The following is a 25,690-nucleotide window of genomic DNA, read 5'->3' on the forward strand; positions in this document are numbered from 1 at the left end:
TTCTCTATCCTCACCCTTGAGATGTCTGGATCCCTATGACCTCCTTCCCCGATGAACCCTTCCTCGCCCTCGTGCCGGTCCAGGCCCTGGCTTCAGAGCCCGGTGAGGGCGGGACGGTGGTGCTGATCCGGCCGAAGATCCTGTCGCCGCGCTGGGCCTGGCTGGTGCGGCTGATGAAGCGGCCCAACTTCCGGGTGAAGCTGGATGCCCGCGGCACGGCCGTGTGGCAGGCCTGCGACGGGACCCGCACCGTCGCCCAGGTGATGGAGGCCATGGCTCAGGCCCACCCCGGCGAGCCCGATGCCGGCTTCCGGGCCGCCCTGTTCCTCCGGGAACTGGCCCGGGGCGGGTTCGTGCGTTTCGCCTAGACTGGACGCGGAGGCATCCCTCATGGCCAGGCAGGTGAAGGAGGCGGGCCAGGTCCTCACCCGCCAGCGGGCGAAGGTGAAAGAGCCTGGCCTGTGGAAGGTCCTCCTCCACAACGACGACTACACCACCCAGGAGTTTGTGGTGTGGCTGCTGAAGACGATCTTCCGCAAGAGCGAGTCCGAAGCCACGGCCATCATGCTGGCGGTCCACAAGGCGGGCGTGGGCGTGGCGGGCGTCTACACCAAGGACGTGGCCGAGACCCGCGCCGAGCGCGGCCGCCAGCTGGCTGAGCGCGAGGGCTTCCCCCTGCTGCTCACGGTGGAGGCGGAAGATGCCTGAATCCCCGAACATCAGTGCGGACCTGAACCAGGGGTTCCAGCGGGCCTTCGAGCTGGCCAAGGCGCGGCGCCACGAGGACGTGGCCCTGGAGCACCTGCTGCTGGCCCTGCTGGACGATCCCCATGCCGCCAAGGCGCTGAAGGGCTGCGGCGTGAAGCTCGACGCCCTGCGCCGCGACCTGGAGGCCGCCCTGGAGCGCCTGTTCGAGCCCGTCCCCGAGGGCGAGGAGGTCCAGCCCCACAGCACCCTGGGCTTCGTGCGGGTGGTGGAGCGGGCCTTGGTCCACGCCTTCAGCGCCGGGCAGAAGGAGGTCGGCGGCGGCGAGCTGTTGCCGGCCTTCCTGGAGGAGGAGGCCAGCCACGCCCGGCACCTCCTGGAGAAGCACGGCGTGAAGCGGCTGGCGCTGCTCAAGGTGCTGAGCCACGGGCCCGCGGCGGCGAAGGCGAAGGCCTCCGCCAAGAAGCAGGTCGAGCAGGAGCCTGAAGAAGAAGGCACCGTGGCCGAGCACCCCCTGGAGGCCTATGCCACGGACCTGGTGGCCCGGGCCGCGGCGGGGCGGCTGGATCCCCTGGTGGGCCGCGAGGCGGAGATCACGCGCATGGCCCAGGTGCTGTGCCGCCGCCGGAAGAACAACCCGCTGCTGGTGGGCGAGCCCGGCGTCGGCAAGACCGCCATCGTCGAGGGTCTGGCCCGCCGCATCCACGAGGGGAAAGTGCCCGAACCCCTGAAACATGCGCGGATCTTCGCCCTGGACCTGGGGGCGCTGCTGGCGGGCAGCCGCTACCGGGGCGACTTCGAGGAGCGCCTCAAGGCCGTGCTGAAGGCCCTGGGCGATGAGCCCGGCGCCATCCTCTTCGTGGATGAGCTGCACACCCTGGTGGGCGCCGGCGCCACCAGCGGCGGCGCCATGGACGCCGCCAACCTGCTGAAGCCGGCCCTCGCTTCGGGCGACCTGCGCTGCATCGGCGCCACCACCTTCCAGGACCTGAAGGGCTCCCTGGACCGCGACCGCGCCCTGTCCCGGCGCTTCCAGGTGGTGGAGGTGAGCGAGCCGACCACGGCCGATGCGTTGGACATCCTGCAGGGCCTGAAAAGCTCGTACGAGTCCCACCATGGGGTGAAGTACTCGGACGAGGCCCTGGAGGCCGCCGTGCGCCTGGCGTCCAAACACCTGACGGACCGCAAGCTGCCGGACAGCGCCCTCGATGTGGTGGACGAGGCCGGAGCCGCCCAGAAGCTGCTGCCGAGGAAGGAACGGGCCAAGAAGATCGGCGCGCTGGAGATCGAGGCCGTGGTGGCCCGCATGGCACGGGTACCCGTCGCCTCGGTGAGTGCGGACGACCGCGAGGCCCTGGCAAACCTGGAAGGGGCCCTCAAGGGCCAGATCTACGGCCAGGACGCCGCCTGCGAGGCCGTGGCCGGAGCCATCAAGCTGGCCCGGTCCGGCCTGCGGGATCCGCTGAAGCCCATGGGCTGCTTCCTCTTCGCCGGGCCCACGGGCGTGGGCAAGACGGAGCTGGCCAAGCAGCTGGCCAGGGCCCTGGGCATCGCCTTCCTGCGCTTCGACATGAGCGAGTACCAGGAGAAGCACACGGTGGCCCGGCTCATCGGCGCGCCGCCGGGCTATGTGGGCTACGAGGAGGGCGGCCTGCTGACGGACGCCGTGCGGAAATCCCCCCACGCCGTGCTGCTGCTGGACGAGCTGGAGAAGGCCCACCCGGATCTCTTCGGCATCCTGCTCCAGGTGATGGACCACGCCACGCTCACGGACAGCCACGGCCGCAGCGCGGACTTCCGCCACACCGTGCTGGTGATGACCACCAACGTGGGCGCCCGGGAGCTGTCGGCCCGGCAGGTGGGCTTCGCGGAGGCCGGGGCCCGGAGGACGGCCACCGGCGCCCTGGAGAAGGCCTTCAGCCCCGAGTTCCGCAACCGGCTCGACGCCATCCTTCAGTTCGCGCCCCTGGGCCGCGAGTCGATGGTCCGCGTGGCGGACAAGCACCTGCGGGAACTGGAGGATCAGCTCCAGGAGAAGGGCGTCAGCCTCGTCTGCACCTCCGCGGCCCGGGCCTGGCTGGCGGAGAAGGGCCACGACCCGGCCTTCGGCGCCCGCCCCATGGCGCGGCTCATCGAGCGCGAGCTGCGCCGCCCCCTGGCCGAGGCACTTCTCTTCGGGCCCCTGGCCAAGGGTGGCCGGGCCACCGTGGACCTCCAGGACGGCCGGCTGTGCCTGTCTTTCGGCTGACCAGGGCCCTGGTCTTTCCGGACCCGGAGCTGGCGGAGGCTCTTCGTTGAGAAGGGCCAGAGGTTTGCCCGGCTCTAGACGTTTGGTCCAAATCTGGTACCAGGTAAGGGCTTCAAGCCACGTCCTGACTCGCTTGGCGAAGTCTGGTTAGATGCAGATTTGCCCAGAGGGTACCGGACCGGGAAGGTTACATCCAAGCACTTGCTTGAACTGCAAGGAGAATGGTGAAACCCTAGGCGGAAATCTTGTCAATTCGTCCCGGGGTGCTCATTATCGACGAGCAGTTCGTTTGATTCGGGGTAATAAGTAGAAATTAAGGTCGTGGGAAGATCCAAATCAACTTGGCTTGGTAAGGAACTAGTGGGAGATGAGACTTATGGCCAGATTGTCTTCACGTGTTGGTACTATTCGAAAAATTAAGATCCATGCCTAATGGCATGACTCCGTCCCCTGACACTGTCCCAGCAGTTGGGGATCCGGGGGATGATACTGCTCGACGATATCGATACCAGTGGACATATGCTGCAATTTGTTGCTGCATGTTGCTGGATGAGACGGAGGATGTTGAAGAAGTATTTTGTGAACATCATGAAGATATAGTGTTGAGACACACTGGTGGGATGTTTTCAGGATTACAGATAAAAACTCGTGAATCAAATCAAGATGTATGGAAAGCCAATGAAGCCACTGTAATTAATTCATGTGCCCGTTTTGCAAAACTGGAAAACCAATTCCCTGGCCAATTCCGTGTATTCCGTTTTCTTACAAATCACCCATTATTTGCAGCAGAGAACGGAAAAAATCTTCGATATGTCCTTAATAAAATAAAGACGACTCACTCAATACAGGATCTTCCTGGGCCCGTTGCAAGATTTCTGCGTCGTGTTGCCCAGGAAGCCGATCTATCGCAAGAAATTGTATTTACAGCACTTTCCAAAACTGAGGCTAGTGATGATCTGCCTAAACTCGCCGACATTGATGTCAGGCTAGTCGCCACCCTCACGGAAGTTTGGACTAGGGCTGCCGATTGCGCCCATTCCTTAATCGTGAAAGTTGGGAGCAATTTGACATGGGAATGTGGGAAAGCTTCTTCCCTCGCGCATCAAGATGTATTGCCCGCCTATATTTCAGCAACTATCGACCCAGAGGGGAGAGAATTACTTATTCGCATTGAATCTAAATGTATCAACCGTTCGCATTTTATTGATTTGCTTGAGGCCGGCTTAAATTTGAACGCCACACTTGAAGGAGCCCCTGAGGCATGGTCGGAACCTGGTGTCGGCAATAGGGACCTTCTTCTAAAAAAACTTGATGCAGGTGGTTTTTCGGCAATATCTCGCAATTCTGCCTTAGATCTTCGAGATAAAGCCGATTATTTAGGAATCGTTTGGACCAGGAAGCATGGCCGTGAATCGGGCCTTCAGCGATACGGGCATGTTCGATCGCTCGTTCTCAGCGACGCGGCGCGCGTATTCGAGATAGCAAAATCAGAAGAGCATTTGTTTGGGTTGGAGATGCTCTCAGAACTACGCTCTCGTTTTCTTCAGCGCCGGATGGATGGTAGTCAATTATACGAATGTAGTAACGAGCATCTAGAGGGTGTTGCTTATTCGTTGACGTCAGAGTGTCTAGTTCAATGGAGCCTCGACCGGCCATGGGAGGTCCAGGGATGAATTATGTTGAGATGATCGCAAATCTCGATCAATCTCCCGAGTTGCATGCTGCTAGGGTTCTTCTTCTCTTGGATGCATTTGCAGAGGAGGGGCAAGCTGGAGTAATTGAAGGGATGACAAAGCTCGCAAAGCTCGATTTTCTGCTGCGCTACCCGTTAATGCTCGAAAGAGCGCTAGAAGCAAAGGGTCGCTCTCCTCATGCGGTTCAACTGGAAGACCATGAGCGTCATAGTGTCGAGTCCAAAATGGTTCGATACCGATTTGGCCCGTGGGACCATCGATACCGTGAGTATTTGAACATATTGGTAGCCAAAAATCTTGCTACTGTCAGAATCGACGGTCGAAAGGTGATTATTTCTGCTACCGATATGGGTGGTGATGTTGCACGACAACTTAGTGATTTAGGTATTTTTAAACAATATTCGATACGAGCCAAATTACTTAAAACACATTTTAATTTGACAGCAACCCACCTAATGAAATTTATTTACGAAACATTTCCAGAGGTCATTTCTTTGAAATCAAATTCTCCGATATCAATATGAAAATTCATCTCAAGAAACTTCTGGTTCGTACTCGAAGAACGGTTGAGCAAATCGACTTTTCGGATTCTGTGACATTCTTGCATGGTCCGGTTAGTACGGGAAAGTCAACCATAGCCCGTCTAATTGACTATTGCTTCGGCGGAGAGTTAGAGCGTACTCCTGCGATTCAGCTGGAATTTGTAGCGGTAGAACTTTCTCTTAAACTTGGTGGCTACGATTGCACAATCGAGCGAGCAGCAAATGATAACCAACGTGTAAGAGTTACTTGGAATGGTATAGATAATAACATCGGATCCGTTAATGCTCCACTCGTGGCCCAGTCCGAATCGTTGCTAGATGCAGAAGTGTATTCATTAAGTGATTTAATATTTTATCTATGTGGTATTACTCCGATTAAGGTGCGTCAACGGAGTCGTGACCCGGAATCACCATTAATTCGCCTAAGCTTCCGTGATATATGGTGGTACTGCTATCTCGATCAAGCTCATTTGGACTCCTCATTTTTCAGGCTTGAAGATCCCTTTCGTGGTCGTAAAAGCCAAGATGCCATGAAATTTTTTACAGGTTTGCATTCCGAACGATTGAGTCAACTGGAAACTGAATTAATGCAAATTATTGATGAGCAGCGGACAAAAAGAGAAGCTGTGTTGCAAATTCGTTCATTTATAAGCCGGTTTGAACTTGGATCAGAACTCGATATGGCTGGCCAGCTTCAAGAAACAGAGCTAGCATTAAATATGGCCAAAACCGAGCGTGCTAGACTTGAAATCACGAGGTATTCCGAAACTCATCCGACTGATGAACTCAGGAGTACTTTGCGACGATTGAGTTCAGATATCGAAAGTATCAGTTTGGCAATTGCGGAATCAACTGAATCTATTGAAGAACAAAGGGCACTTCGCGCCGAATTTATTACTACCAAGACGAAAGCGGAGCGAGTCACTCAGGCCTGGGAAATTCTGGAGGGTGTTCACTGTCAACGCTGTCCGGATTGTGGGGCCGATGTCTTGGGTAGGCCTCAAATGGAAGATCAATGCAGGCTGTGTGGTAGCCCGAAGGTTGATAACAGAATCACCAGTTCTTTGGATCAAGAAGTGGCGCGCCGCGATCTTAATGAGCGTATCGATCAAATTGCTGATTCTATTGCCCGAAGAGAACGCGAATTGAACCGTATGAAAAAACAGCTAGTTAAAGCGAAAACATTAAAAGAATCCCTAGATGCGCAACTTCAAGAAGAATTGGCAAGATATGATTCTGCATTTGTAGAAAATATTCGCGCGATTGAGGGGGAAATTGCCACTCTCAGCGAACGAATTCGATCTCTACAGCGCCTTCAACAGATGCCTCATGCCATTAACGCCCTAGAAGAGGAAGCTGGTGCTTTGCAAGGACGAATAGATAGATCTAGGAGGAATCTTGCTGAAGAGCGTGATCGCCTACATAATGCTGACGAAAATATTATTGCTATAGCTAGAGAATTCAAACGAATAATGCTTGCAATTTCTTTCCCTGGTGTGTCTGAGCAGGATCATGTTTTGATTGATCCGCGCAACTGGAAACCCGCAGTTGTACATGGTGATCAAGATTGGACTTTTTGGGATACTGGTAGCGGCGGGAAGAAAACTCTTTTCAATGTGTGCTATGCCTTGGCTATTCACCTGGTTGCACGGGGCCGTGGATTGCCAGTCCCTACACTTTTAATAATGGATAGCCCAACCAAAAATATCAGTGAAGATGAAAACCCAGAGCTAATTCAATCTCTTTATAGGGAGATTTATCAAATCTCCAGAGATCAGGATGAACCCAAGTTGCAGTTCCTTCTTATAGACTCCGATCTGGTTCATCCTGACCCGCCAATACAGGACTTCTCCGAGAGGAGAATGGCAGGTGAACCTGACGCGCCGAGTTTAATCCCTTACTATACTGGCCCTTGAGGAAATATATTTTGGGAAACTCCTAGTCTTTTACTTTCTTTCAATCTGATTTATCGATTAAAGCTGTCTTTACCTTCAGGATGTGCGGGTTGAATTATTATGCCTTTTTTTAAAAACACTATTATATTGTAAATCTGGAGTTTTGATGAATGCGATTCTAAGAATCTTATTGGCGGATTCTATTTCGACAACCTTCAGGACATTCGGCCAACTCTCGGATGAGCTGGCTCACGGCGTTCTAGAAGGCTCCGGGGTCGATCGTCACCTGATCAACCTCTTGGAGGATCCTCCTAAACCAAGCTCACGAACACGCCCGGAAAACAGCATCGTGCTCAAGCCTCTATCAAGGCTCATCTCTGAGGTGTCAGGTGATGCTCCCGGGACCCGTGTATTTGCCCTGTCTCATTGCAAGAAAGCACCTAAGAGGAAGGAGAAGGAAGGCGGGGAAAGTGCCCTTCGCTCAAGGTGGGATGGATCTATGGAAGACCTTGAAACCCATCTCGATCAAGTTCATTCATTCAACCTCGCCCATTTGATGCTGGAGGAGGAAGGGAGGAGAGATGAGGGGGCTGAACCCTCCCTTCGGTATTTCGACCAGAAGGAAGCGCGAAAGGTAATGAGTCTCGTCGGAGAGCATCAGCACTCTGCTTGGCAATCGGGACAGGAACGGCCCGACAAGGACCACTTGGAATTGATCATCCGTGAGAGCACAGGGAAGAAGCGAATTCCATGGGAGTGCACGCAGGTCCACCTTGTCATCACGGATTGGAAACCGGCGCTACCCCTTACGCGGAAGAAGAAGGTCCCCGAGGCAAATCCTGTCCTAGCTGAGGCCAAGTCGGCAGAGAAGGGCGTCTCTGATTCTAGAAAATGGGCTTCAGGTCAGGCACCCCTTCTCCTTGTAAACAAGGACAAGGATGGGAGGGCTCTCGCATCAAAGAAGCGCTTCTTCCAATTCGAGGGCAACACCAACCCGAAAGCCCAGCTGTCACAGCGGGCTCTCCGTCTTGCGATGACAGTCTTAGATCAGCCGAATGCCGAATGGTTCTTGGCTCAGTCGGAGATCTCCAAAATTCCTCGGGCATTCATTGAGTCAGCAAAGCCATGGGCCCTGGTCGCAGTCATCAAAGAGGCTCAGAGGTTAAGCTCGGAAGACCCAGAGTTCTCTTCCAAGCCGAGGAGGAAGAGCACCGATCAGCGAGAAGTTGAGGAGCTTGCCCAGATCCTGATCAACCTGGAACCTGGTAAATCACCGAGAGAGTTGGCCGAGCGGCTTCAACACCTCATGCGGAACTTGGAGAAGGCCATTCAGCAGGCCGAGGCCTGGGAGAGGGTGAATGAGCGCGATGAATCGGGGAAGATCCGCCAGCGGTGGCCGAAAAACAAACCGCGTTCAAATTGAAAGTCCGGCCTGTCCGTAGTCTACGGAGACTACGGACAGCATTGATTTCATTGTGGTTGGAGAGGTCGAATCCAATCCGGTTTGGACGCGCGGTCGTAAGACATATAGATACTGGCCCAATTGCCGATATATGCGAGTAGATTCCTTCTGGGGTTCGGCGGGGACAACCCGTCGGCCCTGAACCACCCGGTCCTAGCGATCAGGTTTCATGGGGGGCCTGCTTGGGGGAGGGTTCGTTCAGCGCCTCGGTGCAGGCGTGGCCGGTTAGCTGCATTCGTTAGGCGCTCACCATCCAAGTCAAGTAAATTCTTAATCGGCAGAGCCAAAAGGAGAAAATCATGGGAATCAAGCCGGGTCCAAAAAGAATCGCCAAATCAACAGGTAAGCCAGATAAGCGTCAACGTGACAACAAAGAAACTCCAAAGAATACGCCATCGCTCAAGCCTCACAAGCACAAGAAGGGCGATTAGATTTGGTGCAACCGCACCTAACAATTCATTCAAGCCGACCCCGCTTCGCGGGCCGGTTTAACTTCATTTCGTTAGGCGTCTCATGCACCTTCTCAACTTGTTGAAGAAAGCGCTGATCCCCTATTTTGCCGGGGCTCGTTCCTGAGGGTACATATTCAGAGCCTGCGCTGCGGCTCGATAGCGAGCAGCCCGCTCATGGTTTTCTCGATAGATCGCCTGATAGAGCTTCAGCATGTCAAAATCATCATCCCTTTGTTTAATGCCTGCCGTTTTGAGCCCGTCAAGGCGGCGTTGTTCCCTCTGGATTTGCTCGGCATAATAAGTAACGGCCCTATCAGCGCGATCCAGTTCAGCCAAACAGGACGCCTGGATTTTTAGCATGGTCTCCGCGTTTGTCGGCTCGACTTTCTTTGGAATCATCCACCAGATACCCGCGCCAAGAGCGCCAAGTAGGCAGGTGAGAAGAAGAACGGCCTTGGTGACCTCTCGAATTGGGTGTTGTGCCCGGTTCCCATCGCCATCGCAGTAGCCGAAGAACTCTCCAAGGCGCTGGAATTTCATTGGCGCTGCGCTGGGTTGGAGTCGTACGGGTGTCATTGGAATATCTCCTGAGACTTCTACGTCGCTGATGGTTAAGTTTCATAAACTCATTGCAACCAATTGATCCTGGTAGAGCCGTAGAGCGTCAAAGCCCCATGTGCGAACCGAGCTGTGATCATGTGAAGCCCTACCAGGGTTTCGACCGACGCGTATCCACCCGCATGAACGTAAGCCACAGGCACCTTCTGGTTCGATAGAACCTCGAACACGAAGGCCTCGCGCTTCTCTATGTCTGGGATCTTCAGCCGCAACGGAGGATTGGGAGTTCCGGAGAAAACATCCATTCCCGCGACGTAGAGACACGCTTGAGGCTGGAATTCATCAATCACCGTCGGCAATTCCTTGCGGAGCGCCTGCAGGTAGAGCCTTGCGTCAGGCTCAACTCTGAAGTTCTTGAAGAGATGCGGCGTATCTGGGTGCCCGAAGTCCGAAGCGTGCCCGTGAAAATCGAAGAGGAACAGATCGGGATCATCGGGAAATGAGGCTACCGTGCCATTGCCAAAGTGAGCGTCGAGATCTAGGACGAGCACCCGGCGGAGTCCCTTAGACCGAAGGTAGTGGACCCCAATCGCGATGTCGTTCACTGGAGACAACGCTCCTCCGTGGTCCGGGTAGGCGTGATGGCCACCACCTCCGAGCATTCCGGAGACTCCATGCACCAAGGCCGAATCGATAGCGTCCAGGAATGCCCCGAGGACTGAAAGCGATACATCGATCCAACTCGGGAACCACACTCCCCCCGAGGAAGCCAATTCAGGGGGTTCACCGCTCCGCAGAGCTCCGATGTATTTGGGGGTGTGGACGAGGAGAAGATCCTCGATCCTGGCCGATCGTGAAGGCGTGAGTGTCGCGATCCCCTCCGCCTTGGCACGTTCTCCAGTGACGATGTGTCGGCGGTAAACATCCTTTTCGGCAAGAGGGCCGAAGTCGGGAAGGAACAGATGAAGCGTTTTTATCAAACGATTCTCCACCTAGGCTAAGCGCCGTTGCTGGGCTCAGGGTAATAGAGGACGTAGCCCGAAAACCGAAGCGAACCGCTGTCCACGGCTTGCTTGAATATGCTTTCGAAATCAGCTACTGAGGAGAACCCATACGAGTGAAGCCTATCGCCAGCAAATCGCAAAAGCCGTCCAGAATCGAAGCCGTTAGTTTGTCCTTCAAATCCGAAATCAAAATCCACAGGGCTTCCTGGCAGTTCCACAAAGCAACCAAACCCGTGTTTGAAGTAAGGAACGCCACCGGGAAGGACTCCCTTCTGGGGAATCTCATACCTGGACCACTCTATGTTGCTTGATGGTTTCGGTAATCCTCCCTTCTGCATCAAGGCGACGGCTGAATTGACCGCGCGGGCATAGTCCTGAATGAGGAGGTTTAGATGAGTGTCCATGGGGTTCCCGTTCAGAGTGTAGGCTTCGCCTCTCTCAACAGCCATCCCAATAAAGCCCTGCTATAGTCGCCCGCAGCCTATGAGGTGCCCTGATGGTCGCGGAAATCCGCAGGTTGGGGCGTGCCAGGAGTGCAAGGCGTCGTGAATATCCAGGTAGGGGAGAGCAGAGCTTCCCCATCTCCTTGGGCAGATCGCCCAAGCAGCCTGGAGGATCGAATCATGGCCATCACCCAGCCCATCACCCCCAAGAAGGACCTGGCACCCAAGGCTCCCAACGCAGCCCCCGACAAGCGGACGCCCCTGCTGCTTGTGACCAAGCCTGGGAAGAAGGTCGAGATCTCCTACTACCTCTTCGAGGGAAGCGAGGATACCAAGGACAACCGGCTCGCCCGAATCGTGGCCACGAAGGCGGCCAATCGGGTGCTGAAGTACCCCAACGCGGAAGACATCCTGAAGGACGAACTCCAGCCGGGCTTCGTAAAGCTGGCCTGGGAGAACGGGTGGACCCTGGTGGAGGTCATCAAGAAGACCGCCGAGGAGAGCGCAGCGCTGAAGCTGATCCCGAGGTGGAAGAAGGCCAAGGCCGCTCGGACGGGTCTCCATGATCGTGCGAAGGCCCGCGTGGTGAGCCTCTTCAACCCCAAGGCCCCTGCCGGGGAGATGGTGGACCTTCTCATCACTCAGCTCACCGAGCAGCGGGATTCCCTGACCCGCACCCTCACCAAGTACGAGCAGGAGCTTGGGCGGCGGGATGATGGCACTCTTCGGTTCCGACTGGAGGAGAAGGTCAAACCCGAAAAGGTGAAGTTGTAGCTCAGAAGGGGCGCCACCTTGGTCCCCAAAAACCCCCTTCGATGCTCCCAGCCCAACCCAACCCCCTCAGGGGCGCCAAAAGCGCCCCTGAGCCCGTTTTGGAGGGCAGCAATCCACCACCTAAGGGCCGATTCACCGGCATGAACGAGGACCGACTGTACCGTTCACTCCTTCGGGCGGGCCTGGCTCCCTTTGAAGCGCTGGTGGCCATCCTCCAGGAGGAATCTCATGTCGCCTACAGGGTGGCTCTTCTCGCCCATCTAATGCCCCGAACCCTATCCCAGGAGGCCCTCCAGGAACTCCTGGCGAGATTTGGCATCCATCCTCTTTCTTTGGCCCTGCAATTCCAGGATCGACGACGGGCCCTGAGGTTCCTCCGAAGGTTTGAGCAGCGGGATCAATTCATCCAGTGGATTGGCCCGGGAGGAAAGTTGCTCATTCAAGGTGACGCCGAGGTTCGCATCCTTCCTCCGGGCCTCGTCCTACGCGGAGATTCGTGGATCACGGACTGCCCCAACCTGGCTGACCTCGGAACCGGGCTCACATCCCTGTTCAGTCGCATCCACGTTGAGCGATGCGAATCCCTACAACGGCTCCCAGACGGACTGGAGACCCATTACCTCGGGGATGTCCAGGTCATCGACTGTTCGAGGTTTGTCGGTCTTGGCGTGGGCTCACAAATCCGTGGGCGTTTGATGGTCCGTGGATGCCCGTTATTCCAGGTTGCTACTACACAAGGAGCCCTCGATGTGGACTCGACTTTGTAGAAGGCCTCACTCAGATGAGCCCCTCCGCCCCTGGGAAGAACGGGCTTTGGAGCAGGCCAAGCTTGGGGTCTTCACTCCGTATGTGGAATTGAACTTCTCCTACCTTGTGTTGGATAGCCCACGAAGCGATCTCCTCCTTCGAGCGTTCAAGGTGCTCATGCGGGACAAGGAGGTATCGCTGAACTTCCAAGCCTATTGCCGACACCATCAGCTGGGCGGGTTGACCAGGCATGACCGGATGAAAGCCAAAGGCGAAGCGGAAGATTGAGCTAAGGTCGATGGCCGCTCGATCACCGCTACAACTTCAGTGCTTTCCAGAGCTGAATGGATTGGAAGTGCTCGTCACGCTCTAGGGGTACTCGGGTCAACACGCCATCGATCTTGATGGCCCTCCTGACACCTAGTAAACGCATGTACGGTATGACACCCCATCGCCCTCCAGGATCAGAGGAATGGTCCCTGGAGAATCCGACAAAATTACCAGACTGATAGTCCGCAGCCGCTGCCCAAAAGGAGTAGCTTCCAGCGAAGAGGTGGAGATGCACCACCTGATCTTCGATGACTCTTGAGGCCTTTGGCAGGTTCGTCCAATCCGGTAGACGGAGTAGGTCCGGTTCCGAGAGTAGGGTTTGGGAGGAATTCAATCGGACCTGGGTGAGCCATAGGCCGGGATGCTGGGGCATGCGGTCTCCCTGAGGACCAATATCCCCAGATCCCGGTCCGGATTCACCGAGGCCCCTGATCGGAAGATAATTACCGAGGCATTCAACCCATCAAGGCTCGCCTACATGGAGATTCCATGAGCACTCCCCTAGACCAGAAAAGCCTGGAGGAACTGGACGCGACGGATCTTCGCCTACTCATCGAGGACCAGGTCTCCGAGTGCAAAACCATCGACTACAAGCGCACCCTCCCTGGCAGGACAGATGCGGATCGCAGGGAGTTCCTGCACGATGTCAGTTCGTTTGCGAATGCATCCGGTGGACACCTTCTCTTCGGGATGAAGGAGGAGCGAGGGATCGCAATGGAGATTCTTGGCCTCCGTGACATCAACCCGGATCAGGAGATCACTCGACTGGAGGAGATGCTTCGGAGCGGCCTTCGCCCGCGAATCTACGGACTTCAAATGAAGGCGGTCCTCATCGAAGAAGGTTCATGGGTGCTCGTCCTGCGTATCCCCAGGAGCTGGAACCCACCACACCAAGTCACCTTCCAATCGGACATGCGGTTCTCTGCAAGAGGCCTGACAGGGAAATACTTGATGGACGTGGATGAGCTTCGATCAACCCTGGAGGTCTCGGATGTCTTGGGAGAGAGGGCTCGAAACTTCCGCCTGGAGAGGATTGCCAAGGTGAAGGCAGGAGAGACACCCTCTGAGGAAATAGATGGTGCTCATATCGTGCTGCACCTTCTCCCACTGTCGGCCTTCACGGGGAAGAGAAGGCTGGACTTCGCTCGGGGAGCTGGTCACTGGCCCTTCGATCCGCCTCCGTTCATGGGTTCGGGCTTCTCATCTCGATACTGCTTCGAAGGCTACGCTTTCACCTCCGGCTATCCCAAGGTAGACACCTATCGCCTTTACTTTCGCTCGGGTGCGATGGAGTACGTCGATTTCCGCCCCTCCCACATTGGCCAGAATGATCGCTTCGACCGGATGCTTCCATCGACCGTGATAGAGAAGATCACACGGCAGAACCTGGAGCATGCCCTGATAACTGCGAAGACTTTGGAACTCGAACCGCCTGCCTTCCTCTCACTCAGCATGGCGGGTGCGAAAGGTTGGATATGGGCGGCTGGAGATCGTTTCCTCCAGCGGGAAGTACCCTTCGACCGTGATCCCCTGCTTTTCTCGGAACAGTTCGTGGAGAGCTTCGATGGCGACATTGAAGGACTCCTCAAGGCTCTCGTCGACCCCGTTTGGCATGCAGCAGGTTGGGAGCAGTCCCCGAATTTCATCGAAGGGAAGTGGGCACCGGACCACCGATGATCCTTCAGTCCCTTCATCCACGCATTCTGGTCTCAATACTCATCCGGGAGCATCAAGGTCCCAACGCCCCCTGATCTGGTCACGGGGAACCCGCTGGTCCAAACAACCCAGGATTCCCCTTTGTCTGCGCATAACCCCCTCAAGACAGCACGGAAGGGGCTCGGCCGGGGGGATGGAGGGGGAAGGCATCCGATGGGCTTCGACGAGCAGTCCCAGTCAAGACGAGTACAAATGAAGGTTGGGTCGATTAACACAAAGGTTGTTATTGATAAGGAATTATTGAACTGAGAACATTATGCATCTATCTGCTGTTCATAATCCTTCGGTGGAATTATTGAAACGAAGCATTGAGGCCATAGGTCGACCTGAAGTTGATGAGCAGAGAGCTTTATTTGGGATAATAGTCTTTTGGGATAATAGTCTTTATTGGGATAATAGTATTTGCCCCCTACAACGAGATCATAGTTCTCCATATTGTTCCACTATGTCGCCGTAGTGAGTGGCAAAGACTATTATCCCATTTCAAGATGAACTGGAGACTGGAAACTGGAATCAAACCTACGGGGTAAGTTTCAATGATTTAATAATATGAAATGAAAATTCTCATATCCCACTTACGGAGATATGAGCAATGAATGCAGCCACAGAACATGCCCTTACAGTAGACGGATCGCCTGTCTTATACACGATACCTGAAGAGATCAAGGGTAGATATCGCAGTTTTTATAACGATACGTTTATAAAACAACTAACCAAGAATACAGTTAAAAAATATCGTCCTCGATTCAACTTCTGGAGTTCTCGAGACCCAATCGTCATCGCGGATTTCGATGCCAAACACCTCCCCGCATCTTTTCAATCTTGGGAGAAATTCCGGGAGCACCTTCGGGATCGATTCAAAGGTGTTGGCTTCGTTGTTCCGTCACCTAGTGGTTACGCCAAGGTCTTCTTCAAGGTGAGAATGCCTGTCGGCTTGCAGATGAACGTCAAGATCGCTCACGCCACACTCCGTACCCTCCTAGAGGGGACAGGATGGGAGTTCGATACTGAGTCGTCTGCTTGCCAGTACTGCTTCATGGACGAGCCCATGTATTCCCTCTTCGCCAGGGGGCGGGTTTTCGATGGCCTGGAGCTGGTCTCTCCCTCTCAACCGGAAGTGACGGCCAATGAGGCGAAGAAGGCGTGGACGGTGTACGAACTCCCCAAACCAGCCATTGAGGCCATCCAAGAGGCTTTCTTGCTCTCGACAATCCGCAGTCCTGCCATCAAGGAGGTCATGTGGTTCCTGGTCCGCTGGGTTTGTAGCAGCCCCAAGCGGGCCATGGAAAGCATCGGGATCGCTCAAATGGCCGTGATCGCGAGCGCGGAGGCGAGCCTGGGAGCCAAGTTTCCACAAAAGAACGTGAGCCTGGCCCTATCCGCTTTGAAGAACATTGGCCTTCTTGAGGTGGTCGATGAGACCTACATCATCGGCCAGAGGAGCAAGCTCTACCGGGTCAAGGGTGACCTCGAACTGATATGTGCAGGCCTTTTCGCCACTTTCGGGAATAAGGACATCAAATTGCCAGACTCTGTAGAGGATGGCACTTGGCATCACACCCTGCTGGAGGTGATCCCCCAGTTCTATCGCAGGGGCAAGGATTACCAAGGGTTAAAGGATTGGTTTATGGCGTTACCGGGGAGTGATCTGGGAGATAGGTGTGGGCAAATGAAGTCAATATGGGAATGGTTTGAACGCAAGTGGGGGCAAGAAGATTCATAATAATAGATTTTTAAAAATGCAAAACTAATATATAAAATTGCATATTATAATAAATTATTACTCATAAATATGGCGGTATCAATACGATGAAATATCCGAACCACCCAACCCAGGACCGAATTGCCCTAAGCACACTCCTCGCAGCCCTCGGCGATCCCACCCGACTAGCGATCGTGAAACAGTTAGATCATCTGGGAGAGCAAAGTTGCGGTTCCTTCGGGCTCCCAATCTCCAATAGCACCCTTACTCACCATCTCAAGGCGCTTCGAGAGGCCGGCGCGATAATGACCCGGATACAGGGGACCAAACGGTTCGTCTCACTTCGCCGAGATGACTTGGAAATGCGTTTCCCCGGCCTCCTCCTGGCCATCCTGAATGCACCACGAAAAGTACGAGTCCCGCAAACGGCTAACAACCTATGACCGCGAATGCTCTTGCCCATATCGTCGATGATTGGACCGCACGTTCCGTAGTGGCCTCTCGGTTCCTCATCCGCCTCTACCGAACACTAGGAGATGAAAAGCAACTCAACCATGCGGTTCAGGCGGGTGCCCCATCGGAGGAGCGAGCCCAGCGCCTTGGGCTTTCTGACCGCCTCAAGGCCATGCGGGACATCTTCGGGGATCAGGACGAGGAGAAACTGCTCGGAGAAGCTAGAGCCTGGCAGATCCTCGTGGAAGCTCAGGCTGGCGTCTGTGCGTTCCATGCGATGACGGGAGATGACCCAGGGAAGGCTAGGGGATTGCGTGGCGCCAGGACCGCTTCGACGAAAGCCCTGGACCGCGCAGTTCACGGATATCGGGTTGCATTTCCTGATGTGATGGCCGAAGCAGGCATCAGGTCGGCACTCGAAGGCGCAGCCAGCACCTGCGTCCGAGGATTCATGGAGGACCTTGAAGGAGATGGCCCAGCTGAGGACCGCGAGGTGCTTCAGGAAAGCATCTATCGAGACATCCTGGGCGCTCTCACCAAAGCCACCGAGTAGGCACGATCAACCTGGGTTCATTCCCTGATTTTTGGACTCCGCAGGGTGCGAATACACGGTGCCAGCCTCAGGCTCCTGATGGGAAAAGGGGTCGGGGCAGGGCCCCCGAAGCCTGGGGTGCTGGGATGGCACGAGAGACATCATCAAACACCACTTCGCTGGTGGACGGGTTGCGCTTTGATCGGGATGGAATCTATCGGTATCGATTTATGCACGAGGGGATGATCCACCAAGGCAGTACTGGATTTAGTGATTTCATGGGTGCAACGCAGCGCCTTGGTGAAATTCGCCAAAGGTTGAGATCGGAACGACGGGATCAAGAATCTCAAGCCAAACCCGCGCCGACATTTGGGGACGCCTACTACTTCTGGCTAAAGGTCATGGGACCTCGTGTGTCCTGGAAGTCCGTCCAGATGATGGAAAGCCACTGGAGACAAACCTGGCATCAGTGGCGCGATCTGGATCTAGAAGGTCTTCAACCGGTCCTTGATGCCCACTACAACAAATGCCGAACCAAGTACGCGCAGTCCACGATGGCCGCCCACTTCAACCGGATCAGCGCCATCCTGAAATTCTCGGGTGAGCGGGGGCTCCACCGGATCGAATTCGATCTCCCCAAGATCAAGGTCCCCCACACACCGAAGTTGGTGCTCACAGAGGATCAGGTGAAAGTGTTTTTCGCTCACCTGGACCAATTCGCCAACCTTCACCAGAGCGTGATGGTGAGAACGATGTATTACCTAGGCCTTCGGGAACAGGAATCCTATCGGCTTCGGTGGTCCTGCTATGACGATAAGCACCAGACCTACACCATCGATCAACAGAAAAGCGGAGAGGTCTCAGTGCTCCCGGTAGTGGAGGAGATGGCGGATTGGTTTGCTCGACTCCCGCGTTTGGGTACCTACATGTGCCCCCGGGACAAACGGGACGAGCCACATGGTTCGAAGTACACCACCCGCCCCTTCAAGCGAGCTGTCGCAGAAATGGGACTCCCCAGCACCTTTTGCCATCATCGCCTCCGAGCAACACTGGCCACAGTTCTGGTTAAGAAAGGGGTGCCGCTGGAAATGATCCGGAAGCTTCTTCGACATGCGAGCGTTGAAACCTGCGTGGCCTGGTACATCGAGACAGATATTCAGGACATGCGTAGTGCGCTGGCGAAGCTCTCATGAACTGCTTGGCTCTCCCTCGCGATGGATGACTACCTCGCCTCGGAAGAATCTCCGAAGGTCTGTCTCTTTGATTGGCTTGAGCCGAAGGGCAGACCTAAGAAGAAGTTCGAAGACTTCCTTGCTGCCGGTCGAATAGGTCGGAACACCTGGGATGGCTTCTCGGTGGGCATCGCGGAACCTCTGCTCGATGCCACCTGGGGCTCCGGTCCTCCCGCAGAGTCCGAACTCGCTAAGGTTCATGCCAAGGTCTTCGAGCATCGCAAGGCGCCAGCGTAAACGAAGAGATTGAGCGACCCGGTAGTGAGGAAGGCCAAGACGCCGCTGTAATTCGATAGTCGTTAGTCGGCTGCCAACCGTGAGCCACCAGGCCGATAGGAATACCACCTTCAAGGGAGTGTGGAGGCCGTCGAGAAGGGTTCCCGAGGTGGGCGAGAACTGGGCACGGCACTTCCGGCAAATCAGTCGCCGACCCCGGGATGGACGCCATGGAGGCTCCGTTGGGTAGCAGTGTGACCCCGGGCAACCAACTCCTTGGGGCCAGCGCAGCTCCTCCAGGTAGGCCTGACAGGCCTCATCGTTGGGAAATCGGCGCTCGAACTGCTTGAGGCTGAAGAGCATGGCATTAACCATTCCTACCTGTGGTGGATACAGGGGGCGGGAGAAGAGTCGCCTTCATTGGTGGCACCAACAGCCTATTATGAAACGGCATAAATATAAATAAATAGATGTTTTAGACAGATAAACATTCTGATTTCAGGTGCTCAAAGCTTATCAGGCCCAGCGCGGGATCACCCCGCCCGCTGAAAGGGCTTGGACATGGGCTATACCTGGATCCCCTCTGGGGCGACACCGGCGTTCCTGCAATGGCACTTGTGGGTTCGCGAAGGGAAGGGCCGAAGGATTGAATACCGGCTGGACGCAGGATCGGTGATCCACGATCCGCGCACTCAGGCTGCCCGCCTGGGAGAGGGATTCACCCTTAGGCGCATCGGACCTTATTTCCACCGCGACACCATCCTCAGGAACCATAGCGAGTGGTGGATGGCCAGTGCGCACCACCTGAAACCCGGAGAGGGCAGATTCGCCGCCGATGCTGGGGTGAAGATGCTTTGCGACTCTGGCGGGTGGCAGATCAAGTCGGGTGCTTCCGATTACGTGGACCCCCACAAGGTCATCGAGGTCTACAACGCCTGTGCTGACGCTGGGATGGCCCTTGATTACCCCCCTCGTAGGGATGTGGACACCACCTCAGAGGTCTTTCGCATCCTGGCGAAGATTCAGAAAGGGCACAACGGCATCTTTCTGGCCAAGAGGCGAGAGGGCTTGGAGCTGATCAATGTAGCCCACGGTGTCACGGGCGATCAGTGGCGTGCTTGGATCGAGTCCGTCAATGCTCCAGCTGGGTTTCAAGGCTGGGCGATCTCCGAGGACTCGAATGCCGACCCCCACTGCATGTTGAGAGGGGCCGCCGTCCTCTACCGTGACTTTGGCGTACGCGAGCAGCGGGTGCATCTCTTCGGGATCAGCGGTCCACTTCAAATTCCAGTGGCAGCTTGGCTTGGGCGCTACTTCCCGAACCTGACTTCGGATTCCAGCAGCTGGCAGGGAGGGCGGTTCGCCTCGTACTTGTACAACAGCCAAGGTGCCTTGCGGACCTTGAAGATTGGCCGCAAAGACCCAGAGGTCGCAGATGGCGATGCGCTGAATGACTATTGCCAATGCGAGTTCTGTTCCGTCCTGGGGACCTTCGGCGCGTACCGAGCCCCCGGAGCCTACTCGGCGCTCAGTGCTCACTCTGTGATCGCCATCCAGTCTTCAGTCGCCTTGTGGAATGACCTCGCGACCAAGGTCGGAAGGGCAGAGTACGAGCGTGAAATCCGAGATCGCTTCAGCTATCCCGGCCGTAAGCGAAAGATGGATCGGCCAGCCAAGATCATCCGGCAGCTGGACTATCTCGAAGAGGCGATGGCCAAGGGGCCGGAAGCGGCTGATCGGTTGATGGCAAGGTCGCGCGGCCTCAAAGGCGCGGCCTAGATCTATGGCTTCGATCTTCGACGGGTCAGGACACCCGTCCTCCTGGAGGGCTGCGTTTGTAAGCGCACGCGGTCCACCTGGACTCAGACAGAACTGCAATTCCACTCAGACCCGCTTAGTAACCCAACAGGATCCGGGCTGTCCGGACCAAGGAGGAAAGACATGAAATACCACAAGAAACTCAACCCCATCACTGCACTCCGATCCCTCGAGAGTGAAATCCGGGATTACCGTTGGATGGCCAAGCAGCTCGAAGCCGAACGGGACTTCATCGCGAACTTTCTCGGTGTTCAGCCTCGTGACGATCGCGGCCGGTTTCTCTCTCTCCGTCGGAAATGATGTTCATGGCTGTTGAAGGGTAGTGAAAGCCGTGTGGATCTGCCCACGCGCAAGCCGCTCGACTGCTCGCTACTGGTGCCGGGGCCGCCCCCCTGTGGGAAAAGGGGGGTGGCCTCGACCTGCCTTGTGCAGCCCCATGGCCCTGGGGTGACTGATGCCCATCCAGGCGAAGAAGGATTCCGGTCTCAAGGATGGACTTCGGCTGCGCCGAGGCATCTACCACTTCCGGTTCATGTATCACGGGAAGTTAAAGACTGGTTCGACAGGCTGCCGGGACCTCAGGTCTGCCAAGGCCTACCTGCTGAAGCTGCGTTCAGCACTGGCCTTGGAGTCCATCGATGTCCGGACGATCTCAAAGGCCACCTTCCAGGAGGCCTTCGACCTGTACCTGAAGGTTCAAGCTCCGCGACTAGCAGCCAGGACGGTTCGCCTCTTCCGCAGCAATCACCAGCACCACTGGTCGCACTTTCAAGATGCACCACTCAAGGATATGCAGATGCACCTGGACGAACTCTTCCCAAGGCTTGCAGCGAAGATGAAGCCTGGGAGCCAGAGGCTCGTCTTCGCAAGGCTGAGAAGTGTCCTTGAACTCGCCCGGAAGCGTGGGCTTCACAACACACCACTGGAGTATCCCACTATCGATGTGCCCAGAGACCCCAAGCAAGTGCTTAGCGAAGAGCAGGTAGAAGTCTTCTTCATTCATGTGGATCGGATCGGAAGCCTTCACGCCCGGATCATGATTCGCAGCCTCTTCTACCTTGGCCTTCGAGTGTCCGAGGCCCAGCGCCTTCACTGGGACGACTACGACGAAGATGAGATGACCTATCGCATCGACGAACGCCAGAAGAACGGGAAGATCCTCTACCTGCCGGTCCTTCCCGAGATGGCCGAATGGTTCGCAAAGCAGCCCCGAAAGAAAGGGGAGCTGATGTGCCCGGGACGATGGGGGTGCCACAACACCAGGTACACCGATCTCGTGGTCAAAGCCGCTTCGAAGTCCATGGGGCTAGAGGTACCAATGACTCACCATCGCCTGCGGGCTAGTCTCTCGACTTCGCTGCTTCGAAGAGGGGTTCCCCTTGCTGTGGTTCAGCGTATCCTTCGCCATGCTGATCCTGCCACGACCACCAAGTACTACTGGGAAGAGGGCCTACAAGACATGCGGGAAGGATTGATGGTGCTTTCCAAGGTTAACGGCTCACCACTGGATGAGGATCGCCATGTTAGCTAAGGCGGCCAAAGGCATGGGGCCCCGCCCTCTGGACCCAGGCCCTCGCCATTGGACCCCCCGGCGTCTATCCCTGATGCCAGGGCCTCCCGTCAGGCGCCGGGCGGGATGTCGCCTCATCGAACGACGAGGGGGAAAATTCACGGACTTCTTCCTCAACACCTGGCTCGGGACCCCACAAACCCACGGAGATAACTCGAAGAGGCGCCAAAACCCTGGGTTGGCGGATTCCCAGGAGAAGCACACGGTGGCGCGGCTCATCGGCGCGCCGCCCGGGTACGTGGGCTACGAGGAGGGCGGCCTGCTCACCGACGCCATCCGCAAGCAGCCCCATGCCGTGCTGCTGCTGGACGAGCTGGAGAAGGCCCACCCGGACCTCTTCGGGATCCTGCTCCAGGTCATGGATCACGCCGCCCTCACGGACAGCCACGGCCGCAGCGCCGACTTCCGCCACACGGTGCTGGTGATGACCACCAACGTGGGCGCGCGCGAGCTCTCGGCCCGGCAGGTGGGCTTCGCCGAGGTGGGGGCGCGGCGTTCGGCCAAGGGAACCATCGAAAAAGCCTTCAGCCCCGAGTTCCGTAACCGTCTGGATGCCATCCTCCAGTTCGCGCCCCTGGGCCGGCCCGAGATGGAGCGCGTGGCGGACAAGCACCTGCGGGAGCTGGAAGCGCAACTGGCCGAGAAGTCCGTCACGTTGACCTGCACGCCCAAGGCCCGGGCCTGGCTGGCGGAGAAGGGCTATGACCCCGCCTTTGGCGCCCGGCCCATGGCGCGGCTCATCGAGCGGGAACTGCGGCGGCCGTTGGCGGAGGCCATCCTCTTCGGGCCCCTGGCCAAGGGCGGCGAGGCCACCGTGGATCTCAAGGACGGCCGGCCGTGCCTGTCTTTCGGCTGACGGAGCGGCTGGTCTTCCCCGATCCGGAGCTGGCGGAGAACGGCCTGCTGGCCATCGGCGGCGACCTCAGTGTGGAGCGCCTCTTGCTGGCCTACCGGAGCGGCATCTTCCCCTGGTACGGCGAGGGCGACCCGCTGCTCTGGTGGTCGCCAGCCGAGCGGGCCCTGCTGCGCCCCGGCCACCTGCACCTGTCGGCCCGCACCCTTCGGAGCCTGCGTCACCAGCCTTTCGAGATCCGCTTCGACATGGCCTTCGCGCAGGTCATTGAACGCTGCTCCGCCGTGCCGCGTCCGGGCCAGGACGGCACCTGGATCACGCCGGAGATGCGGGAGGCCTACCTCGCGCTCCACCACGCCGGTCACGCCCACAGCGTGGAGGCCTGGCGGGACGGCGAGCTGAAGGGCGGCCTCTACGGCGTGTCGCTCGGCGGTACGTTCTTCGGCGAGAGCATGTTCAGCCTGGAGCCCGAGGCCAGCCGCGCCGCCCTCCAGGCGCTGGACATGCGGCTCGCGGCGTGGGGCTTCACGATGCTCGACGGCCAGCTGCCTCATGAGGGGCTGGTGGGATACGGGTTCCAGTGCATCCCGCGGGCCCTGTTCCTGGCGGAGCTGACGGAGGCTCTCCGCAGGGAAGGGCGGACGGGGTCCTGGAAACACATGTAACGACGCGGATTCGCATCAAGATTTCAGGGCGGGTGCCAGACCGGGGCCTATGGTGGGGAGGGGAGCATGTCGGCTCCCAGGATGCTCTGTGAACAAGCGAACCCCCCGTTCCTGGCTCAACACCCTCTTCCTCTTGGGGACGCTGGCCTTGGCCCTGATCTGCGTGCCCTGGAAGCTGGCGACGCAGGGGCTGCGCTGGAGCGAGGTGGTGGTGCTCCTCACCATGTACACCGCCACGGGGCTCGCCATCACCGTGGGCTACCACCGCCTCTTCAGCCACCGGGCCTTCCAGGCGGCCTGGCCCGTGCGGCTGGCCGTGCTGCTCCTGGGGGCCGCGGCCTTCCAGAACTCCGCCCTCGCCTGGTGCAGCGACCACCGCCACCACCACCGCTTCGTGGATGATCCCGGGCGGGACCCCTATCCGGTCAAGCGGGGCTTCTGGTACGCCCATTGGCTCTGGGTGATGGAGGGCGGGGACCGTCCCTTCGATGGTGTCGCCGATCTGCTGCGGGATCCCCTGCTGCGGTGGCAGCGCCGCTACCACTTCTGGATCGGCGGTGTGGTTGCGGCCCTGCCGGTGCTGGTGGTGGGCTGGGCGACCGGGAACCTCGTCGGCCAGCTCGTCATGGGCCTCCTGCTGCGCATCGTCCTGACGCACCACAGCACCTTCCTCATCAACTCCGCCGCCCACTGGTTCGGCAGCCAGCCCTACACGGACGCCAACAGTGCCCGCGACAACGCCCTGCTGGCGCCCTTCACCTTCGGCGAGGGGTACCACAACTTCCACCATATGTGGCAGTGGGACTACCGCAACGGCCCCCACTGGTACCAATGGGACCCGGCCAAGTGGCTCATCGCCGCCGGCGCCTGGGTGGGGCTCACCCGGGGCCTGCGCCGCGTTCCGGCCACGGAGATGCAGCGCGCCCGCGTGGCCATGGAGGCGAAGCGCCTGGCCGCGCGCTTGGCCCGGGCCCTCCCCGCGGATGCCCTCCAGGCCAGGACCGCCCTGGAGGCGGCCCATGCGCGGCTGGATGCGGCTCTGACCGCCTTCCAGGGCTGCCTTGATGCCTGGCGCGTGAAGAAGGCCGGGTGGCACCAGAAGGGCCAGGCCAAGGCCGAGGCCTGGCGGGGGGCCCGGGCGGAATGGAAGGCCCAGCGCGCCCGCTACCGACAGGATCTCCGCGAAGCCTGGATCGCCTGGAGGCGGGCGCGGCTGGTGGCGCGGCAGGCCGCGGCCTGAGGCTGGCAGGATCGAACGTGCAGGGCGGAGGAGCCAGTTCCTGGCGGAATTGGCTGGGGCGCTTCGAGCAAGGCATGCTCAGAGGGATGAGATCTTTTCCCAGAAGGCCTGCGCTTCTGGTGTGAGCTTCGGAACGATGGAAGCCGCCTCTTCTTTCATGGATGGGCGACCCAGAGTCTCCGCATTGCTGAGCAGAGCCAGGATATCGGCGGCGTCCTGGGGACTGGCAGCTTCGAGCTTGAGGAGGATGAGGCCCAGGGGAGAAGCCACGGGACAAGGGAAGGCTTCGCGCCGCTCACGGGTTTCCAGGGCGATCAGGGCGGCCGCGCCACGCCCCAGGATGAGGTCCTGGTGGGGTGGGCCAGGGAAACGCACCACCCCCCCGAGCGGATCCTCGGCATCGCCCTTCGTGATGTGGGGAGGCGCTCCCTTCCAATCCGACCAGAAGCCGGAATCGAGGATTCGCGGGTCCATGGCGAGCAGATCCGCGTCTGCGGTATAGCGCGCCACGCCCCAGGCTGCGAGGGCCAGCCCGCCAATGAGGCAGAAGGGAATGTGCCGCTGTTCCATGTAGGCGATGAGGCGGGCATCGAGCATCAGTCCTCCGCCTCGTCCTGTTCGGCCATGCACCTGCTTGGGCGGCGCTGGGCGCGTTTCAGGCGGTTCCGCAGTCTCAGCGCGTCGATGTCCGTGGCCCCTGCTGGGAGGAGGTGACGCATGAGCCGGAGCCCCTCGCCTTCCCGGTACAACCGCTCGCAGAGGGCCAGGGCCTCCGCGGGCGTGGGGATGGGATCGAGGCGTCGCATGGCATCAGGGTAGGCGCAGCCAGGGCTATAGAC

At 57.8% G+C, this 25,690-nt stretch carries 26 protein-coding genes; 20 read left to right on the top strand and 6 right to left on the bottom strand.

Annotated features, from left to right (window positions below):
* Positions 1–35: 35 nt before the first annotated feature.
* From QSJ30_RS00425 to QSJ30_RS00460, 8 genes are all read left to right on the top strand, one after another.
* Positions 36–368 (top strand): PqqD family protein, encoded by a 333-nt coding sequence (locus tag QSJ30_RS00425; RefSeq protein WP_285605807.1) that lies wholly within the window; start codon positions 36–38, stop codon positions 366–368.
* A 22-nt stretch (positions 369–390) separates the two neighbouring features.
* A complete protein-coding gene (locus QSJ30_RS00430) occupies positions 391–708 on the top strand; it encodes an ATP-dependent Clp protease adaptor ClpS (RefSeq protein ID WP_285605808.1) in 318 nt (105 codons plus the stop codon).
* The gene (gene clpA / locus QSJ30_RS00435) at positions 701–2,953 is read left to right on the top strand and encodes an ATP-dependent Clp protease ATP-binding subunit ClpA (RefSeq protein ID WP_285605809.1); all 2,253 of its coding nucleotides are present in this window, start codon (positions 701–703) and stop codon (positions 2,951–2,953) included. The genes QSJ30_RS00430 and clpA overlap by 8 nt, the downstream gene beginning before the upstream one ends.
* 437 nt (positions 2,954–3,390) lie before the next feature.
* Positions 3,391–4,626: a dsDNA nuclease domain-containing protein gene (locus QSJ30_RS00440; RefSeq protein WP_285608037.1), complete on the top strand. Its 1,236-nt coding sequence runs from the start codon at positions 3,391–3,393 to the stop codon at positions 4,624–4,626.
* On the top strand, positions 4,623–5,171 hold the full coding sequence (locus tag QSJ30_RS00445; RefSeq protein WP_285605810.1) for a hypothetical protein: 549 nt from the start codon (positions 4,623–4,625) through the stop codon (positions 5,169–5,171). Before QSJ30_RS00440 ends, QSJ30_RS00445 begins: the two co-directional genes overlap by 4 nt.
* The gene (locus tag QSJ30_RS00450; RefSeq protein WP_285605811.1) at positions 5,168–7,105 is read left to right on the top strand and encodes a hypothetical protein; all 1,938 of its coding nucleotides are present in this window, start codon (positions 5,168–5,170) and stop codon (positions 7,103–7,105) included. The genes QSJ30_RS00445 and QSJ30_RS00450 overlap by 4 nt, the downstream gene beginning before the upstream one ends.
* A gap of 145 nt (positions 7,106–7,250) precedes the next feature.
* A complete protein-coding gene (locus QSJ30_RS00455) occupies positions 7,251–8,507 on the top strand; it encodes a hypothetical protein (protein WP_285605812.1) in 1,257 nt (418 codons plus the stop codon).
* A gap of 338 nt (positions 8,508–8,845) precedes the next feature.
* Positions 8,846–8,977, top strand: coding sequence for a hypothetical protein (locus QSJ30_RS00460; protein WP_285605813.1), 132 nt, complete (start codon positions 8,846–8,848; stop codon positions 8,975–8,977).
* A gap of 120 nt (positions 8,978–9,097) precedes the next feature.
* On the opposite strand, the gene QSJ30_RS00465 is transcribed toward QSJ30_RS00460, so the two are convergent.
* From QSJ30_RS00465 to QSJ30_RS00475, 3 genes are all read right to left on the bottom strand, one after another.
* Positions 9,098–9,538, bottom strand: coding sequence for a hypothetical protein (locus QSJ30_RS00465; RefSeq protein ID WP_285605814.1), 441 nt, complete (start codon positions 9,536–9,538; stop codon positions 9,098–9,100).
* Between the two features lie 86 nt (positions 9,539–9,624).
* On the bottom strand, positions 9,625–10,536 hold the full coding sequence (locus QSJ30_RS00470; protein WP_285605815.1) for an arginase family protein: 912 nt from the start codon (positions 10,534–10,536) through the stop codon (positions 9,625–9,627).
* A gap of 17 nt (positions 10,537–10,553) precedes the next feature.
* Positions 10,554–11,009, bottom strand: coding sequence for a DUF6896 domain-containing protein (locus tag QSJ30_RS00475; RefSeq protein WP_285605816.1), 456 nt, complete (start codon positions 11,007–11,009; stop codon positions 10,554–10,556).
* A 174-nt stretch (positions 11,010–11,183) separates the two neighbouring features.
* Between QSJ30_RS00475 and QSJ30_RS00480 the strand changes: the two genes are divergently transcribed.
* The 6 genes from QSJ30_RS00480 to QSJ30_RS00500 all read left to right on the top strand — a co-directional run bounded on the left by QSJ30_RS00480 (position 11,184) and on the right by QSJ30_RS00500 (position 18,450).
* Positions 11,184–11,777 carry a hypothetical protein gene (locus QSJ30_RS00480; protein WP_285605817.1) on the top strand — a complete coding sequence of 198 codons (594 nt, stop codon included), beginning with the start codon at positions 11,184–11,186 and terminating at the stop codon, positions 11,775–11,777.
* A gap of 1,566 nt (positions 11,778–13,343) precedes the next feature.
* Positions 13,344–14,531 carry an AlbA family DNA-binding domain-containing protein gene (locus QSJ30_RS00485; protein WP_285605818.1) on the top strand — a complete coding sequence of 396 codons (1,188 nt, stop codon included), beginning with the start codon at positions 13,344–13,346 and terminating at the stop codon, positions 14,529–14,531.
* A 631-nt stretch (positions 14,532–15,162) separates the two neighbouring features.
* Positions 15,163–16,293 carry a hypothetical protein gene (locus tag QSJ30_RS00490; protein WP_285605819.1) on the top strand — a complete coding sequence of 377 codons (1,131 nt, stop codon included), beginning with the start codon at positions 15,163–15,165 and terminating at the stop codon, positions 16,291–16,293.
* A gap of 86 nt (positions 16,294–16,379) precedes the next feature.
* Positions 16,380–16,715, top strand: a complete 336-nt coding sequence (locus QSJ30_RS14460; protein WP_420798746.1) for an ArsR/SmtB family transcription factor — start codon at positions 16,380–16,382, stop codon at positions 16,713–16,715.
* Positions 16,716–16,897: 182 nt separating this feature from the next.
* Positions 16,898–17,278 (top strand): hypothetical protein, encoded by a 381-nt coding sequence (locus tag QSJ30_RS00495; RefSeq protein WP_285605820.1) that lies wholly within the window; start codon positions 16,898–16,900, stop codon positions 17,276–17,278.
* Positions 17,279–17,403: 125 nt separating this feature from the next.
* Entirely contained in the window at positions 17,404–18,450 is a 1,047-nt protein-coding gene (locus QSJ30_RS00500; protein WP_285605821.1) for a tyrosine-type recombinase/integrase, read from the top strand.
* Here the strand turns inward: QSJ30_RS00500 and QSJ30_RS14465 are convergent.
* On the bottom strand, positions 18,445–19,080 hold the full coding sequence (locus tag QSJ30_RS14465; RefSeq protein WP_420798747.1) for a transposase: 636 nt from the start codon (positions 19,078–19,080) through the stop codon (positions 18,445–18,447). The genes QSJ30_RS00500 and QSJ30_RS14465 overlap by 6 nt on opposite strands.
* Before the next feature lie 186 nt (positions 19,081–19,266).
* Here QSJ30_RS14465 and QSJ30_RS00505 point away from each other — a divergent pair, with 186 nt between their 5' ends.
* The 6 genes from QSJ30_RS00505 to QSJ30_RS00530 all read left to right on the top strand — a co-directional run bounded on the left by QSJ30_RS00505 (position 19,267) and on the right by QSJ30_RS00530 (position 24,851).
* Positions 19,267–20,484, top strand: a complete 1,218-nt coding sequence (locus QSJ30_RS00505) for a hypothetical protein (RefSeq protein ID WP_285605822.1) — start codon at positions 19,267–19,269, stop codon at positions 20,482–20,484.
* Positions 20,485–20,646: 162 nt separating this feature from the next.
* Positions 20,647–20,823 (top strand): hypothetical protein, encoded by a 177-nt coding sequence (locus QSJ30_RS00510; RefSeq protein ID WP_285605823.1) that lies wholly within the window; start codon positions 20,647–20,649, stop codon positions 20,821–20,823.
* Between the two features lie 154 nt (positions 20,824–20,977).
* Positions 20,978–22,054: a tyrosine-type recombinase/integrase gene (locus tag QSJ30_RS00515; RefSeq protein WP_285605824.1), complete on the top strand. Its 1,077-nt coding sequence runs from the start codon at positions 20,978–20,980 to the stop codon at positions 22,052–22,054.
* 217 nt (positions 22,055–22,271) lie between these two features.
* On the top strand, positions 22,272–22,949 hold the full coding sequence (locus tag QSJ30_RS00520; protein ID WP_285605825.1) for an AAA family ATPase: 678 nt from the start codon (positions 22,272–22,274) through the stop codon (positions 22,947–22,949).
* A complete protein-coding gene (gene aat / locus QSJ30_RS00525; protein ID WP_285605826.1) occupies positions 22,931–23,611 on the top strand; it encodes a leucyl/phenylalanyl-tRNA--protein transferase in 681 nt (226 codons plus the stop codon). The genes QSJ30_RS00520 and aat overlap by 19 nt, the downstream gene beginning before the upstream one ends.
* An 88-nt stretch (positions 23,612–23,699) precedes the next feature.
* Positions 23,700–24,851 carry an acyl-CoA desaturase gene (locus tag QSJ30_RS00530; protein WP_285605827.1) on the top strand — a complete coding sequence of 384 codons (1,152 nt, stop codon included), beginning with the start codon at positions 23,700–23,702 and terminating at the stop codon, positions 24,849–24,851.
* Positions 24,852–24,929: 78 nt separating this feature from the next.
* Here QSJ30_RS00530 and QSJ30_RS00535 read toward each other — a convergent pair whose 3' ends face one another.
* Together QSJ30_RS00535 and QSJ30_RS00540 are read right to left on the bottom strand one after the other, a co-directional pair.
* A complete protein-coding gene (locus QSJ30_RS00535; RefSeq protein ID WP_285605828.1) occupies positions 24,930–25,448 on the bottom strand; it encodes a hypothetical protein in 519 nt (172 codons plus the stop codon).
* Positions 25,448–25,657, bottom strand: coding sequence for a hypothetical protein (locus QSJ30_RS00540; protein ID WP_285605829.1), 210 nt, complete (start codon positions 25,655–25,657; stop codon positions 25,448–25,450). The genes QSJ30_RS00535 and QSJ30_RS00540 overlap by 1 nt, the downstream gene beginning before the upstream one ends.
* Positions 25,658–25,690 lie beyond the last annotated feature (33 nt).

The organism is Geothrix edaphica (assembly GCF_030268045.1).
In the GTDB taxonomy this organism is placed as follows: domain Bacteria; phylum Acidobacteriota; class Holophagae; order Holophagales; family Holophagaceae; genus Geothrix; species Geothrix edaphica.

Coding starts and splice junctions, on each gene's coding strand:
- QSJ30_RS14460 (WP_420798746.1), top strand. CDS start 16,380: ATGAAATATCCGAACCACCCAACCCAGGACCGAATTGCCCTAAGCACA.
- QSJ30_RS00475 (WP_285605816.1), bottom strand. CDS start 11,009: ATGGCTGTTGAGAGAGGCGAAGCCTACACTCTGAACGGGAACCCCATG.
- QSJ30_RS00510 (WP_285605823.1), top strand. CDS start 20,647: ATGAAATACCACAAGAAACTCAACCCCATCACTGCACTCCGATCCCTC.
- QSJ30_RS14465 (WP_420798747.1), bottom strand. CDS start 19,080: ATGGTTAATGCCATGCTCTTCAGCCTCAAGCAGTTCGAGCGCCGATTT.
- QSJ30_RS00450 (WP_285605811.1), top strand. CDS start 5,168: ATGAAAATTCATCTCAAGAAACTTCTGGTTCGTACTCGAAGAACGGTT.
- QSJ30_RS00425 (WP_285605807.1), top strand. CDS start 36: ATGACCTCCTTCCCCGATGAACCCTTCCTCGCCCTCGTGCCGGTCCAG.
- QSJ30_RS00480 (WP_285605817.1), top strand. CDS start 11,184: ATGGCCATCACCCAGCCCATCACCCCCAAGAAGGACCTGGCACCCAAG.
- QSJ30_RS00430 (WP_285605808.1), top strand. CDS start 391: ATGGCCAGGCAGGTGAAGGAGGCGGGCCAGGTCCTCACCCGCCAGCGG.
- QSJ30_RS00485 (WP_285605818.1), top strand. CDS start 13,344: ATGAGCACTCCCCTAGACCAGAAAAGCCTGGAGGAACTGGACGCGACG.
- QSJ30_RS00515 (WP_285605824.1), top strand. CDS start 20,978: ATGCCCATCCAGGCGAAGAAGGATTCCGGTCTCAAGGATGGACTTCGG.
- QSJ30_RS00500 (WP_285605821.1), top strand. CDS start 17,404: ATGGCACGAGAGACATCATCAAACACCACTTCGCTGGTGGACGGGTTG.
- clpA (WP_285605809.1), top strand. CDS start 701: ATGCCTGAATCCCCGAACATCAGTGCGGACCTGAACCAGGGGTTCCAG.
- QSJ30_RS00445 (WP_285605810.1), top strand. CDS start 4,623: ATGAATTATGTTGAGATGATCGCAAATCTCGATCAATCTCCCGAGTTG.
- QSJ30_RS00540 (WP_285605829.1), bottom strand. CDS start 25,657: ATGCGACGCCTCGATCCCATCCCCACGCCCGCGGAGGCCCTGGCCCTC.
- QSJ30_RS00440 (WP_285608037.1), top strand. CDS start 3,391: ATGACTCCGTCCCCTGACACTGTCCCAGCAGTTGGGGATCCGGGGGAT.
- QSJ30_RS00535 (WP_285605828.1), bottom strand. CDS start 25,448: ATGCTCGATGCCCGCCTCATCGCCTACATGGAACAGCGGCACATTCCC.
- QSJ30_RS00505 (WP_285605822.1), top strand. CDS start 19,267: ATGGGCTATACCTGGATCCCCTCTGGGGCGACACCGGCGTTCCTGCAA.
- QSJ30_RS00460 (WP_285605813.1), top strand. CDS start 8,846: ATGGGAATCAAGCCGGGTCCAAAAAGAATCGCCAAATCAACAGGTAAG.
- QSJ30_RS00465 (WP_285605814.1), bottom strand. CDS start 9,538: ATGAAATTCCAGCGCCTTGGAGAGTTCTTCGGCTACTGCGATGGCGAT.
- QSJ30_RS00490 (WP_285605819.1), top strand. CDS start 15,163: ATGAATGCAGCCACAGAACATGCCCTTACAGTAGACGGATCGCCTGTC.
- QSJ30_RS00455 (WP_285605812.1), top strand. CDS start 7,251: ATGAATGCGATTCTAAGAATCTTATTGGCGGATTCTATTTCGACAACC.
- QSJ30_RS00495 (WP_285605820.1), top strand. CDS start 16,898: ATGCGGGACATCTTCGGGGATCAGGACGAGGAGAAACTGCTCGGAGAA.